Origin of the sequence: Pseudomonas moraviensis (genome assembly GCF_900105805.1) — a bacterium.
GTDB lineage: Bacteria > Pseudomonadota > Gammaproteobacteria > Pseudomonadales > Pseudomonadaceae > Aquipseudomonas > Aquipseudomonas moraviensis_A.
The window spans coordinates 5,016,295-5,031,046 of record NZ_LT629788.1; the positions used below are offsets into that span (position 1 = coordinate 5,016,295).

Here is a 14,752-nt window from a genome sequence, read left to right on the forward strand (position 1 = left end):
GCCAGCGACGCTGCTTAGCGCCAGAACGGCTTGCTCAGCTCTTCGTAGCGTTGAGCTTCGCTGATACCGGCGTCGGCCAGCAGACGCGAATCCAGACGGGCCAGTTGGTGGCGGCTGGAGATGCGGCGCTGCCACAGCATCAGGTTGGCGATAACGCGCAGAGGCAGGGAAGCCTGGGTGTTTACGGCTTTGTCTTCGAAGAACAGTTCGGAACTGAGTGTACGTTCCATGGTTGACATCCTTCCGCTTGTGGCGGGATCAGGTAGTGGTTTGACTGGTGCCCATGATCCTCTCGTTTGCCTAGTCTCTGTAGATACAGTTCAACTGTATTGTGAGTGACCAGTTAACTGTTTACGCGGGGTGTATGGGTCGAAATTGGGCAAACTGTACTTGTCTGCACTTTATTGGTGCGCTTCCGTACATTTTTGAGAGATCAGTAAGGATTTACTGTAGGAAAAGACCGGTACAGCAGTACAGTTTTTGGCGAGCAGGCGTCTTGTCGATAGCCACCGATGCAAATCGTATTTGCGCCAGTGGCTATCTGTACGAGTTACCCCGCCAGCATGCGCCCGGTTTCTTCCAGGTTGATGTGCCAGCTCAAGGCTTCACGCAGGATGTGCGGGGTGTGGCCACCGATTGCACAGGCCGCGGTGAAGTAATCATTCAGCGCCTGACGGAAGTCCGGGTGCACACAGTTATCAATGATGACCCGCGCGCGCTCCCGTGGTGCCAGGCCACGCAGATCCGCCAGACCCACCTCGGTCACCAGAATGTCGACATCGTGCTCGGTATGGTCAACGTGGCTGACCATCGGCACCACGCTGGAAATCGCGCCACCTTTGGCAATCGACTTGGTCACGAACACTGCCAGATGCGCGTTGCGCGCGAAGTCGCCGGAGCCGCCGATGCCATTCATCATCCGCGTGCCGCAGACATGGGTGGAGTTGACGTTGCCATAGATATCGAACTCCAGCGCGGTGTTGATGCCGATGATGCCCAGGCGCCGCACCACTTCCGGGTGATTGGAGATCTCCTGAGGCCGCAGGATCAGTTTGTCCTTGTACTTCTCCAGGTTGCCGAATACATCGCTGTTGCGCCGCTCGGACAGGGTGATCGAGCTGCCCGAAGCAAAGCTCAGCTTGCCGGCATCGATCAGGTCGAAGGTCGAATCCTGCAGCACTTCGGAGTACATGGTCAGGTCTTCGAACGGCGAGTCGATCAAGCCACACATCACCGCGTTGGCGATATTGCCGATCCCGGCCTGCAACGGGCCGAGCTTGTTGGTCATGCGCCCGGCAGCCACTTCCTGCTTGAAGAACGTGATCAGATGTTCAGCGATGGCGTTGGTGTCGACGTCCGGTACCGACACCGTGGACGGCGAGTCCGACTGCTGAGTGATGACAATCGCAACGATCTTCTCTGGCGGAATCGGAATCGCCGTGCTGCCGATACGATCATCCACTTTCACCAGCGGGATTGGCGTCCGCGTCGGGCGGTACGTGGGGATATAGATGTCGTGCAGGCCCTCGAGGTTGGCGTTGTGCGCCAGGTTGATCTCGACGATTACCTGTTTGGCGAAAATCGCGAAGCTCGCCGAGTTGCCCACCGAAGTGGTCGGCACGATATGGCCTTGCTCGGTGATGGCGACTGCTTCGATGACGGCGATGTCCGGCAGCTTCAATTGCTGATTGCGCAACTGCTCCACGGTTTCGGAAAGATGCTGATCGATGAACATCACTTCGCCGGCGTTGATTGCCTTGCGCAATGTGCTGTCGACCTGAAACGGCATGCGCCGCGACAGCACGCCGGCCTCGGTCAATTGCTTGTCGAGGTCGTTGCCGAGGCTGGCGCCGGTCATCAGGCTGATTTTCAGGGGCGTGACCTTGGCGCGCTCGGCCAGTGCGTGGGGCACGGCCTTGGCTTCGCCGGCGCGGGTGAAACCGCTCATGCCGACGGTCATGCCGTCTTCAATCAGAGCAGCGGCGTCGGCAGCGCTCATCACTTTGTCCAACAACGAAGGCAGGCGAATACGGTCACGGTACATGGATTATTATCTCGGGCAACGAGTAGCAGGATGCGCAGTCTAGTGAATTTGGCCGGCGCCTGTCCCGCTACCAAGGTCGCAAACGAGGCCTCTATTTCGCGGGTTTCAAGTAAAACACCGTTACCGGATCTGCAACAACGCGGCAAATTGTCCGTCATCTGACGCAAACAAAAACGCCCCGACAAGTCGGGGCGTTCGTTATAGCAGCGGCGGATTATTCGACTGCTTTGACCATGTCTTCGATGACTTTTTTCGCGTCGCCGAAGACCATCATGGTCTTGTCCAGATAGAACAGCTCGTTGTCCAGGCCGGCATAGCCGCTGGCCATCGAGCGCTTGTTGACGATGATGGTCTTGGCTTTGAACGCTTCGAGAATCGGCATCCCGGCAATCGGCGACTTCGGATCGTTCTTCGCGGCCGGGTTGACCACATCGTTCGCACCGAGCACCAGCACCACGTCGGCCTGGCCGAACTCAGAGTTGATGTCTTCCATCTCGAACACCTGGTCGTAAGGCACTTCTGCCTCGGCGAGCAGGACGTTCATGTGTCCCGGCATCCGACCCGCTACCGGGTGGATTGCGTACTTGACCGTCACGCCACGGTGGGTCAGCTTCTCGGTCAGTTCCTTCAGCGCATGTTGAGCACGCGCTACCGCCAGACCGTAACCCGGCACGATGATCACAGTGTCGGCGTTGGTCAGCAGGAAGGTTGCGTCATCAGCCGAACCGGATTTCACCGGGCGGGCTTCCTTCGCGCCGGCAGGACCAGCATCTGCCGTATTGCCGAAGCCGCCGAGCAGTACATTGAAGAAGGAACGGTTCATCGCCTTGCACATGATGTACGAGAGGATCGCACCGCTCGAACCCACCAGGGAGCCGGCAATGATCAGCATCGAGTTGTTCAGCGAGAAACCGATCCCCGCCGCCGCCCAGCCGGAATAGCTGTTGAGCATCGACACCACCACCGGCATGTCGGCGCCGCCGATCGGGATGATGATCAGCACGCCCATCACGAATGCGAGTGCCAGCATCAGTGCGAAGGCAGTGAGGTTGCCGGTGAGCATGAAGGTCAGGCCGAGAACCAGAGTCGCCAGACCCAGCACCGCATTGAGCTTGTGCTGACCGGAGAACTGTACCGGTGCGCCCTGGAACAGGCGGAACTTGTATTTGCCCGACAGCTTGCCGAAGGCAATCACCGAACCGGAGAAGGTGATCGCGCCGATCGCAGCACCGAGGAACAGCTCCAGACGGTTGCCCGCCGGGATCGAGTCGCCCAGCTGTTTCACGATACCCAGCGATTGCGGCTCAACCACCGCCGCAATGGCAATGAACACCGCCGCGAGGCCGATCATGCTGTGCATGAACGCCACCAGTTCCGGCATCTTGGTCATTTCAACACGCTTGGCCATGATCGACCCGGCAGTGCCACCTACCAGCAAGCCGACGATGACGTAACCGATACCGGCCGTAGCCAGTTCAGCCCCGAGCTTATAGATGAGGCCGACGGTGGTCAGGATGGCCAACGCCATGCCGAGCATGCCGAACAGGTTGCCGCGTCGCGAGGTGGTCGGGTGCGACAGGCCTTTGAGGGCCTGGATAAAGCAGATCGACGCGATCAGGTAAAGCGTCGTGACGAGATTCATGCTCATTACTTCGGCGCCTCTTCTTTTACTTTCGGGGCTTTCTTCTTGAACATCTCAAGCATGCGGCGGGTGACCAGGAAGCCACCGAAGACGTTGACCGCCGCCAGTGCAACGGCCAGCGTGCCCATGGTCTTGCCCAGCGGCGTTACGGTGAGTGCGGCGGCAAGCATGGCGCCGACAATCACGATCGCCGAAATCGCGTTGGTCACCGCCATCAACGGAGTGTGCAGCGCAGGCGTCACGTTCCAGACCACGTGGTAACCGACATAAATTGCCAGCACGAAGATGATCAGGTTGTAGATACCGGGGGAGATAAGCTCTTCCATCGTCTGAATCCCTGCTTAGGCGTTTTTGCGGATGACTTGGCCGTCGCGGCACATCAGGCACGCGGCGACGATGTCGTCTTCGAGGTTGACGTCGAACTGGCCTTCTTTGGTGAACACCAGCTTGAGGAAGTCCAGCAGGTTGCGTGCGTACAGTGCCGAAGCGTCTGCAGCGACTTCACCGGCGAGGTTGGTCGGACCGACGATGGTTACACCGTTTTCCACAACGACCTGATCGGCCACGGTCAGCGGGCAGTTGCCACCCTGAGCGGCGGCAAGGTCGATGACCACCGAACCCGGTTTCATCTGCGCTACGGTCTCGGCGCTGAGCAGCGTCGGCGCCTTGCGGCCCGGAATCAGTGCGGTGGTGATGACGATATCGGCCTGCTTGGCGCGCTCATGCACGGCCTGGGCCTGACGCTGCATCCAGCTTGCCGGCATCGGCCGTGCGTAACCGCCGACACCGACGGCGCATTCGCGTTCTTCATCGGTCTCGTAAGGCACGTCTACGAACTTGGCGCCGAGGGATTCGATCTGTTCCTTCACCGCTGGGCGTACATCGGACGCTTCGATGACAGCACCGAGGCGTTTGGCCGTGGCAATCGCCTGCAATCCGGCCACGCCCGCGCCGAGAATCAGCACGCGCGCCGCTTTCACCGTACCCGCAGCGGTCATCAGCATTGGCATGAAGCGCGGGTAGTAGTGCGCGGCCAGCAATACCGCTTTGTAGCCGGCAATGTTTGCCTGCGACGACAACACATCGAGACTCTGCGCCCGCGAGGTGCGCGGCGCGGCTTCGAGGGCGAACGCGGTAATGTCGCACTCGGCCATTTTTGCGATGGTCTCGTTGTTGAACGGATTGAGCATGCCCACCAGCACCGTACCGCGCTTGATCAGCGTCAGTTCGGCATCGCTTGGCGTGACCACCTTGAGAATCAGCTCGGCGCCAAACGCGTCATTGGCGCTGCCAATGCTTGCGCCGGCCGCTTCATAGGCACTGTCGACGACACTGGCTTTGATGCCGGCGCCGCTTTGCACAGTGACCTTATGGCCTTGGCTGATCAGCTTCTTGATGGTTTCCGGGGTTGCAGCAACCCGTGTTTCACCGGTCTGGGTTTCGAGAGGAACACCAATGTGCACGTCAAATCTCCTGCGTGATCTTATTGAGTAAACCCATGCACTACGGATGGTGCGACTGGGGCGGCCGATCAGCACGATCCCGCCGAATCAGGGCGGGGGGCGCGGCATTTTGCAGGCGAACTTTATGCCCTTCAAGGGATTATGACGGGTGACGGAAAATTAACTACAAGTCATGCCGTGACCGAATGTCGCAGATGGCCAGTTGAACCCCTTGCAGGCCGTGCCTTGCAAGGATTCTGGCTGAATTTGAAAAAAATTCGCATCGGTGGCGTGAATAGGCAGTAATGAGTCGCCCGTAGAGGCTCAAAGCCACGCCGTTGGCAGCTTGTGGGACGTCTGTACGACTTTCGGATACAGTCTGCGAAAACGCGACAAATAGTTATATCTGTAGGGCTTTCAATTATCTGACTACGGGGTTAGGTATTGCCGAGAGCCTTTATTCTTCTAGGCTGTAGCTTCGCGCCTGGTTTACCAGCCAGTCGCGAAATGCCTTTAGCGATGCTGATTCGACCTTTCTCTCCGGAATCATCAGGTAATACGCCTTGATGCTGGGGAGCGCTTGAGGGTTGGCAACCACCAAACGTTTCTCGGCCAGCTCGCGCTGGATCAGAAACGGCGGAATCAGCGCGACGCCCATGTCGTGCATGGCTGCCTGGGCAAGCATGGAGAATAGCTCGTAGCGGGGACCTGTCATGTCGCGAGGGATATTCAACTGCTGCGAGTTGAACCACTGGCGCCAGGCGTAAGGTCGGGTGGTTTGCTGCAGCAGCGGTAGTTCAGCGATGGCTGCAGCTGTCATCTGCTTGCGATTGCCGAGCAGGGCGGGGCTGCACACCGGCATCGGATTCTCGCCCATCAACCTGTGGGATTCAGTACCCGACCAGTCGGCATCACCGAAGTAGATCGCGGCATCGAATTCGGTGTCGGCAAACAGGAACGGCCGGGTGCGGTTGGTCAGGTTGACGGTCACTTCCGGGTGCTTGAGCTGGAAATCCTTGAGGCGAGGCAGCAGCCATTGCGTGCCGAAGGTCGGGACGACGGCGAGCTCGATGACGTTGGTGCCTTGCTGGCCCATCACCGAGAGCGTGTCGCGCTCCACTGCGTCGAGCTGAGTCGCCACCCGGCGGCTGTAGGAAAGGCCCGCCTCAGTCAGTTTCACTCCACGTCGCGAGCGTCGGAACAGTTCCACGCTGAGGAAGTCTTCAAGGCTGGCGATCTGTCGGCAAATGGCGCCTTGGGTGAGGGAAAGCTCTTCCGCTGCGCGTGTAAAGCTCTCGTGGCGCGCGGCGGCTTCGAAACTGATCAAGGCAGTGGTGCTGGGTATCTTCCTGCGCATGTACGTCAACCTCACTAATACGCCGCATAAATGGCATTTCGCGACGGTTCGGAGTGAGAAATTAGCACAACAGAATGCAAAATCCTCGTTTGCCGCGATGGCGAACCGCGCCTAGGATCAATGCCACGTTAATTCACCCGATTGCGAGGGCACACCCATGGGCGGTAAAGCTAGCTTCAACTGGATCGATCCCCTGCTGCTGGATCAACAGCTCACCGAAGAAGAGCGGATGATCCGCGACACCGCCGCGCAGTTCGCTCAGCAGAGCCTGGCGCCGCGTGTACTCGAAGCTTTCCGTCATGAGAAGACTGACCCTGCAATCTTTCGGGAGATGGGTGAAGTGGGCCTGCTCGGCGCGACCATTCCGGAGCAATACGGCGGCAGCGGTCTGAACTATGTCAGCTACGGCCTGATTGCCCGTGAGGTCGAGCGCGTCGACTCCGGCTATCGCTCGATGATGAGTGTGCAGTCCTCACTGGTGATGGTGCCGATCAACGAATTCGGTACCGAAGCACAGAAACAGAAGTACCTGCCGAAACTGGCTTCCGGCGAATGGATCGGTTGCTTTGGCCTGACCGAGCCGAACCACGGTTCTGATCCGGGCGCGATGATTAGCCGGGCGCGCAAGGTCGATGGTGGCTACAGCCTGACCGGCGCGAAAATGTGGATTACCAACAGCCCGATCGCCGACGTATTCGTGGTGTGGGCCAAGGACGACGCCGGCGACATTCGTGGCTTCGTTCTGGAGAAAGGCTGGAAAGGCCTGAGCGCTCCGGCGATCCACGGCAAGGTCGGCCTGCGCGCTTCCATCACCGGCGAGATCGTCATGGACAACGTGTTCGTGCCAGAAGAAAACATCTTCCCGGACGTCCGTGGTCTGAAAGGTCCATTCACTTGCCTCAACTCCGCACGCTACGGCATTTCCTGGGGCGCGCTGGGCGCCGCCGAGTTTTGCTGGCACACCGCGCGCCAATACACTCTGGACCGTCAGCAATTCGGCCGCCCATTGGCCGCGACGCAACTGGTGCAGAAGAAACTCGCCGACATGCAGACCGAGATCACTCTGGCGCTGCAAGGCTGCCTGCGGCTGGGGCGGATGAAGGACGAAGGCACCGCCGCCGTTGAGATCACTTCGATCATGAAGCGCAACTCCTGCGGCAAGTCGCTGGATATCGCGCGGATGGCGCGCGACATGCTCGGTGGCAATGGCATCTCTGATGAATTCGGCGTGGCCCGTCACCTGGTCAATCTGGAAGTGGTGAATACCTATGAAGGTACCCACGACGTTCACGCGCTGATCCTCGGGCGCGCGCAAACCGGTCTGCAGGCGTTCTATTAATAGGGGGGCGGACCATGGGCGCGCTGTCGCATCTACGGGTACTGGATTTATCGCGCGTGTTGGCCGGGCCGTGGTCCGGACAGATACTCGCCGACCTTGGCGCCGAAGTGATCAAGGTCGAGCGCCCGGGTAATGGTGACGACACTCGGGCCTGGGGGCCGCCCTTCCTTAAGGACGTTTACGGCGAGAACACGTCGGAAGCTGCCTATTACCTGTCGGCCAACCGCAACAAGCAATCGGTCACCATCGACTTCACCCGGCCTGAAGGGCAGAAGCTGGTGCGCGACCTGGCGGTGAAGTCGGACATTCTGATCGAGAACTTTAAGGTTGGCGGTCTGGCGGCGTATGGTCTGGACTATGAGTCGCTGAAGGCACTCAACCCGAATCTGATCTATTGCTCCATCACCGGCTTCGGCCAGACCGGTCCTTACGCCAAGCGCGCAGGGTATGACTTCATGATCCAGGGCCTTGGCGGCTTGATGAGCCTGACCGGCCGCCCCGAAGGAGACGAAGGCGCCGGACCGGTGAAGGTGGGCGTGGCGCTGACGGATATCCTCACCGGGCTTTATTCGACCGTGGCGATCCTCGCGGCATTGGCTCATCGCGATCACGACGGTGGTGGCCAGCACATCGATATGGCGTTGCTGGACGTGCAAGTTGCGTGTCTGGCCAATCAGGCCATGAATTACCTGACCACGGGCAATGCCCCAAAGCGGCTGGGCAATGCGCATCCCAACATCGTGCCTTATCAGGATTTTCCTACGGCGGATGGCGACTTCATCCTCACCGTGGGTAATGACGGGCAATTCCGCAAGTTCGCCGAAGTCGCTGGGCAACCGCAGTGGGCGGATGATCCTCGCTTCGCGACGAATAAACTGCGGGTGGCGAACCGCGCAGTGTTGATCCCCTTGATCCGCCAGGCGACGGTCTTCAAGACGACGGCCGAGTGGGTTGCTCAACTGGAACAGGCGGGCGTGCCTTGTGGGCCGATCAATGATCTGGCGCAGGTGTTCGAGGATCCGCAGGTGAAGGCGCGCGGTCTGGCTATCGAGTTGCCGCATGCGCTGGCGGGCATGGTGCCGCAGGTAGCCAGTCCGATCCGGTTATCGGAGACGCCGGTCGAGTATCGGTATGCGCCTCCTTTATTAGGGGAACATACGCTGGAGGTTCTTCAGCGAGTGTTGGGGCTGGGGGCGGGTGCGGTGGCTGCACTTAAGGTAGAAGGAGTCCTCTGAGTCTTTCTTCTATATAGAGGGCACTGATTTCTCTTTCGATTGGCTGTTTTTTAGCCAATCTGCAAGTTGTTGAAAGAAAAGCGAAATTAACGGTTGACGGCAGATTCCAGAGGTCTATAATTCGCCCCACTTCCGGCGCAGTCGAAACGGAAAACTCCTTGAGATTCAAAGAGTTACGCAGTTTTCGACAGCAGCTCGCTTCAGATCATCGAAGCCTGGAAGGAGTTGAAAGAGCAGTGATGTTGGCTCTTTTAACGGTTCGATCTTCTCGGTCGAAAGCGGAGAAAAAGAGGTGTTGACAGCAGCGATTAACGCTGTAGAATTCGCCTCCCGCTAACGAGAGATCGGAAGCGCAAGTGGTTGAAGTTGTTGAAGAATTCTTCGAAAACTTCTGAAAATAATCACTTGACAGCAAATGAGGCTGCTGTAGAATGCGCGCCTCGGTTGAGACGAAAGATCTTAACCAACCGCTCTTTAACAACTGAATCAAGCAATTCGTGTGGGTGCTTGTGCAGTCAGACTGATAGTCAACAAGATTATCAGCATCACAAGTTACTCCGCGAGAAATCAAAGATGTAACCAACGATTGCTGAGCCAAGTTTAGGGTTTCTTAAAAACCCAAAGATGTTTGAACTGAAGAGTTTGATCATGGCTCAGATTGAACGCTGGCGGCAGGCCTAACACATGCAAGTCGAGCGGATGAAAGGAGCTTGCTCCTGGATTCAGCGGCGGACGGGTGAGTAATGCCTAGGAATCTGCCTGGTAGTGGGGGACAACGTTTCGAAAGGAACGCTAATACCGCATACGTCCTACGGGAGAAAGCAGGGGACCTTCGGGCCTTGCGCTATCAGATGAGCCTAGGTCGGATTAGCTAGTTGGTGAGGTAATGGCTCACCAAGGCGACGATCCGTAACTGGTCTGAGAGGATGATCAGTCACACTGGAACTGAGACACGGTCCAGACTCCTACGGGAGGCAGCAGTGGGGAATATTGGACAATGGGCGAAAGCCTGATCCAGCCATGCCGCGTGTGTGAAGAAGGTCTTCGGATTGTAAAGCACTTTAAGTTGGGAGGAAGGGTTGTAGATTAATACTCTGCAATTTTGACGTTACCGACAGAATAAGCACCGGCTAACTCTGTGCCAGCAGCCGCGGTAATACAGAGGGTGCAAGCGTTAATCGGAATTACTGGGCGTAAAGCGCGCGTAGGTGGTTTGTTAAGTTGGATGTGAAATCCCCGGGCTCAACCTGGGAACTGCATCCAAAACTGGCAAGCTAGAGTATGGTAGAGGGTGGTGGAATTTCCTGTGTAGCGGTGAAATGCGTAGATATAGGAAGGAACACCAGTGGCGAAGGCGACCACCTGGACTGATACTGACACTGAGGTGCGAAAGCGTGGGGAGCAAACAGGATTAGATACCCTGGTAGTCCACGCCGTAAACGATGTCAACTAGCCGTTGGGAGCCTTGAGCTCTTAGTGGCGCAGCTAACGCATTAAGTTGACCGCCTGGGGAGTACGGCCGCAAGGTTAAAACTCAAATGAATTGACGGGGGCCCGCACAAGCGGTGGAGCATGTGGTTTAATTCGAAGCAACGCGAAGAACCTTACCAGGCCTTGACATCCAATGAACTTTCCAGAGATGGATTGGTGCCTTCGGGAACATTGAGACAGGTGCTGCATGGCTGTCGTCAGCTCGTGTCGTGAGATGTTGGGTTAAGTCCCGTAACGAGCGCAACCCTTGTCCTTAGTTACCAGCACGTTATGGTGGGCACTCTAAGGAGACTGCCGGTGACAAACCGGAGGAAGGTGGGGATGACGTCAAGTCATCATGGCCCTTACGGCCTGGGCTACACACGTGCTACAATGGTCGGTACAAAGGGTTGCCAAGCCGCGAGGTGGAGCTAATCCCATAAAACCGATCGTAGTCCGGATCGCAGTCTGCAACTCGACTGCGTGAAGTCGGAATCGCTAGTAATCGCGAATCAGAATGTCGCGGTGAATACGTTCCCGGGCCTTGTACACACCGCCCGTCACACCATGGGAGTGGGTTGCACCAGAAGTAGCTAGTCTAACCTTCGGGAGGACGGTTACCACGGTGTGATTCATGACTGGGGTGAAGTCGTAACAAGGTAGCCGTAGGGGAACCTGCGGCTGGATCACCTCCTTAATCGACGACATCAGCTGCTGCATGAGCTCCCACACGAATTGCTTGATTCATTGAAGAAGACGATAGAAGCAGCTTTAAGCTCCAAGCTGATAGCTCTGAGCTAACAGTTACAAGCTCGAAATTGGGTCTGTAGCTCAGTTGGTTAGAGCGCACCCCTGATAAGGGTGAGGTCGGCAGTTCGAATCTGCCCAGACCCACCAATTTTGTTATGGGGCCATAGCTCAGCTGGGAGAGCGCCTGCCTTGCACGCAGGAGGTCAGCGGTTCGATCCCGCTTGGCTCCACCATAAACTGCTTCGCCGTTACAGAGTTTAGAAATGAATATTCGTAGTGAATATTGATTTCTAGTCTTTTGACTGGATCGTTCTTTAAAAATTTGGGTATGTGATAGAAAGATAGACTGAACGTTACTTTCACTGGTAACGGATCAGGCTAAGGTAAAATTTGTGAGTTCTCTTAGTTGAGAAATTCGAATTTTCGGCGAATGTCGTCTTCACAGTATAACCAGATTGCTTGGGGTTATATGGTCAAGTGAAGAAGCGCATACGGTGGATGCCTTGGCAGTCAGAGGCGATGAAAGACGTGGTAGCCTGCGAAAAGCTTCGGGGAGTCGGCAAACAGACTTTGATCCGGAGATGTCTGAATGGGGGAACCCAGCCATCATAAGATGGTTATCTTGTACTGAATACATAGGTGCAAGAGGCGAACCAGGGGAACTGAAACATCTAAGTACCCTGAGGAAAAGAAATCAACCGAGATTCCCTTAGTAGTGGCGAGCGAACGGGGACTAGCCCTTAAGTGGCTTTGAGATTAGCGGAACGCTCTGGAAAGTGCGGCCATAGTGGGTGATAGCCCTGTACGCGAAAATCTCTTAGTCATGAAATCGAGTAGGACGGAGCACGAGAAACTTTGTCTGAATATGGGGGGACCATCCTCCAAGGCTAAATACTACTGACTGACCGATAGTGAACTAGTACCGTGAGGGAAAGGCGAAAAGAACCCCGGAGAGGGGAGTGAAATAGATCCTGAAACCGTATGCGTACAAGCAGTGGGAGCAGACTTTGTTCTGTGACTGCGTACCTTTTGTATAATGGGTCAGCGACTTATTTTCAGTGGCGAGCTTAACCGAATAGGGGAGGCGTAGCGAAAGCGAGTCTTAATAGGGCGTCTAGTCGCTGGGAATAGACCCGAAACCGGGCGATCTATCCATGGGCAGGTTGAAGGTTAGGTAACACTGACTGGAGGACCGAACCGACTACCGTTGAAAAGTTAGCGGATGACCTGTGGATCGGAGTGAAAGGCTAATCAAGCTCGGAGATAGCTGGTTCTCCTCGAAAGCTATTTAGGTAGCGCCTCATGTATCACTGTAGGGGGTAGAGCACTGTTTCGGCTAGGGGGTCATCCCGACTTACCAAACCGATGCAAACTCCGAATACCTACAAGTGCCGAGCATGGGAGACACACGGCGGGTGCTAACGTCCGTCGTGAAAAGGGAAACAACCCAGACCGTCAGCTAAGGTCCCAAAGTTATGGTTAAGTGGGAAACGATGTGGGAAGGCTTAGACAGCTAGGAGGTTGGCTTAGAAGCAGCCACCCTTTAAAGAAAGCGTAATAGCTCACTAGTCGAGTCGGCCTGCGCGGAAGATGTAACGGGGCTCAAACCATACACCGAAGCTACGGGTATCACCCTCGGGTGATGCGGTAGAGGAGCGTTCTGTAAGCCTGTGAAGGTGAGTTGAGAAGCTTGCTGGAGGTATCAGAAGTGCGAATGCTGACATGAGTAACGACAATGGGTGTGAAAAACACCCACGCCGAAAGACCAAGGTTTCCTGCGCAACGTTAATCGACGCAGGGTTAGTCGGTCCCTAAGGCGAGGCTGAAAAGCGTAGTCGATGGAAAACAGGTTAATATTCCTGTACTTCTGGTTATTGCGATGGAGGGACGGAGAAGGCTAGGCCAGCTTGGCGTTGGTTGTCCAAGTTTAAGGTGGTAGGCTGAGATCTTAGGTAAATCCGGGATCTTAAGGCCGAGAGCTGATGACGAGTTACCCTTTGGGTGACGAAGTGGTTGATGCCATGCTTCCAAGAAAAGCTTCTAAGCTTCAGGTAACCAGGAACCGTACCCCAAACCGACACAGGTGGTTGGGTAGAGAATACCAAGGCGCTTGAGAGAACTCGGGTGAAGGAACTAGGCAAAATGGCACCGTAACTTCGGGAGAAGGTGCGCCGGTGAGGGTGAAGGACTTGCTCCGTAAGCTCATGCCGGTCGAAGATACCAGGCCGCTGCGACTGTTTATTAAAAACACAGCACTCTGCAAACACGAAAGTGGACGTATAGGGTGTGACGCCTGCCCGGTGCCGGAAGGTTAATTGATGGGGTTAGCTAACGCGAAGCTCTTGATCGAAGCCCCGGTAAACGGCGGCCGTAACTATAACGGTCCTAAGGTAGCGAAATTCCTTGTCGGGTAAGTTCCGACCTGCACGAATGGCGTAACGATGGCGGCGCTGTCTCCACCCGAGACTCAGTGAAATTGAAATCGCTGTGAAGATGCAGTGTATCCGCGGCTAGACGGAAAGACCCCGTGAACCTTTACTATAGCTTTGCACTGGACTTTGAATTTGCTTGTGTAGGATAGGTGGGAGGCTTTGAAGCGTGGACGCCAGTTCGCGTGGAGCCATCCTTGAAATACCACCCTGGCAACTTTGAGGTTCTAACTCAGGTCCGTTATCCGGATCGAGGACAGTGTATGGTGGGTAGTTTGACTGGGGCGGTCTCCTCCTAAAGAGTAACGGAGGAGTACGAAGGTGCGCTCAGACCGGTCGGAAATCGGTCGTAGAGTATAAAGGCAAAAGCGCGCTTGACTGCGAGACAGACACGTCGAGCAGGTACGAAAGTAGGTCTTAGTGATCCGGTGGTTCTGTATGGAAGGGCCATCGCTCAACGGATAAAAGGTACTCCGGGGATAACAGGCTGATACCGCCCAAGAGTTCATATCGACGGCGGTGTTTGGCACCTCGATGTCGGCTCATCACATCCTGGGGCTGAAGCCGGTCCCAAGGGTATGGCTGTTCGCCATTTAAAGTGGTACGCGAGCTGGGTTTAGAACGTCGTGAGACAGTTCGGTCCCTATCTGCCGTGGACGTTTGAGATTTGAGAGGGGCTGCTCCTAGTACGAGAGGACCGGAGTGGACGAACCTCTGGTGTTCCGGTTGTCACGCCAGTGGCATTGCCGGGTAGCTATGTTCGGGAAAGATAACCGCTGAAAGCATCTAAGCGGGAAACTTGCCTCAAGATGAGATCTCACTGGAACCTTGAGTTCCCTGAAGGGCCGTCGAAGACTACGACGTTGATAGGTTGGGTGTGTAAGCGCTGTGAGGCGTTGAGCTAACCAATACTAATTGCCCGTGAGGCTTGACCATATAACACCCAAGCAATTTGCTGACCTGAGAAGGCACCAGATTGCGGTGTGTGAAGACGAAACGAACCGAAAGTTCGAAGCGCACAAACACCGACAGCTGTCACATACC

The 14,752-nt window shown here is 56.2% G+C and carries 8 protein-coding genes, 2 tRNA genes and 2 rRNA genes; 6 read left to right on the plus strand and 6 right to left on the minus strand.

The genetic code is table 11. The annotated features are described in order from the left end of the window. Nucleotides 1-14: 14 nt before the first annotated feature. From BLU71_RS22605 to BLU71_RS22630, 6 genes are all read right to left on the minus strand, one after another. Nucleotides 15-230 (minus strand): DUF1127 domain-containing protein, encoded by a 216-nt coding sequence (locus BLU71_RS22605; protein ID WP_007911656.1) that lies wholly within the window; start codon nt 228-230, stop codon nt 15-17. 320 nt (nt 231-550) lie between these two features. Continuing rightward, nucleotides 551-2,044 (minus strand): acetyl-CoA hydrolase/transferase family protein, encoded by a 1,494-nt coding sequence (locus BLU71_RS22610; RefSeq protein WP_083353929.1) that lies wholly within the window; start codon nt 2,042-2,044, stop codon nt 551-553. Nucleotides 2,045-2,258: 214 nt separating this feature from the next. Beyond that, nucleotides 2,259-3,692: an NAD(P)(+) transhydrogenase (Re/Si-specific) subunit beta gene (locus BLU71_RS22615; RefSeq protein ID WP_083353930.1), complete on the minus strand. Its 1,434-nt coding sequence runs from the start codon at nt 3,690-3,692 to the stop codon at nt 2,259-2,261. Further along, the gene (locus BLU71_RS22620; protein ID WP_003187417.1) at nt 3,692-4,012 is read right to left on the minus strand and encodes an NAD(P) transhydrogenase subunit alpha; all 321 of its coding nucleotides are present in this window, start codon (nt 4,010-4,012) and stop codon (nt 3,692-3,694) included. Before BLU71_RS22620 ends, BLU71_RS22615 begins: the two co-directional genes overlap by 1 nt. A 15-nt stretch (nt 4,013-4,027) precedes the next feature. Beyond that, the gene (locus BLU71_RS22625) at nt 4,028-5,149 is read right to left on the minus strand and encodes a Re/Si-specific NAD(P)(+) transhydrogenase subunit alpha (protein WP_083353931.1); all 1,122 of its coding nucleotides are present in this window, start codon (nt 5,147-5,149) and stop codon (nt 4,028-4,030) included. 436 nt (nt 5,150-5,585) lie between these two features. Beyond that, nucleotides 5,586-6,485: a LysR family transcriptional regulator gene (locus tag BLU71_RS22630; protein WP_042608976.1), complete on the minus strand. Its 900-nt coding sequence runs from the start codon at nt 6,483-6,485 to the stop codon at nt 5,586-5,588. A gap of 157 nt (nt 6,486-6,642) precedes the next feature. Between BLU71_RS22630 and BLU71_RS22635 the strand changes: the two genes are divergently transcribed. From BLU71_RS22635 to BLU71_RS22660, 6 genes are all read left to right on the plus strand, one after another. Then, nucleotides 6,643-7,824: an acyl-CoA dehydrogenase gene (locus BLU71_RS22635; RefSeq protein ID WP_024015035.1), complete on the plus strand. Its 1,182-nt coding sequence runs from the start codon at nt 6,643-6,645 to the stop codon at nt 7,822-7,824. A 14-nt stretch (nt 7,825-7,838) separates the two neighbouring features. Next, a complete protein-coding gene (locus BLU71_RS22640; protein WP_083353932.1) occupies nt 7,839-9,059 on the plus strand; it encodes a CaiB/BaiF CoA transferase family protein in 1,221 nt (406 codons plus the stop codon). 630 nt (nt 9,060-9,689) lie between these two features. Further along, nucleotides 9,690-11,226 (plus strand): 16S ribosomal RNA (locus BLU71_RS22645). A 123-nt stretch (nt 11,227-11,349) separates the two neighbouring features. Beyond that, nucleotides 11,350-11,426: transfer RNA gene (locus BLU71_RS22650), tRNA-Ile, on the plus strand. Nucleotides 11,427-11,436: 10 nt separating this feature from the next. After that, a tRNA-Ala gene (locus BLU71_RS22655) sits at nt 11,437-11,512 on the plus strand. 238 nt (nt 11,513-11,750) lie between these two features. After that, nucleotides 11,751-14,644 (plus strand): 23S ribosomal RNA (locus tag BLU71_RS22660). Together the 16S and 23S rRNA genes with 2 tRNA genes alongside form the textbook arrangement of a ribosomal RNA operon. Nucleotides 14,645-14,752 lie beyond the last annotated feature (108 nt).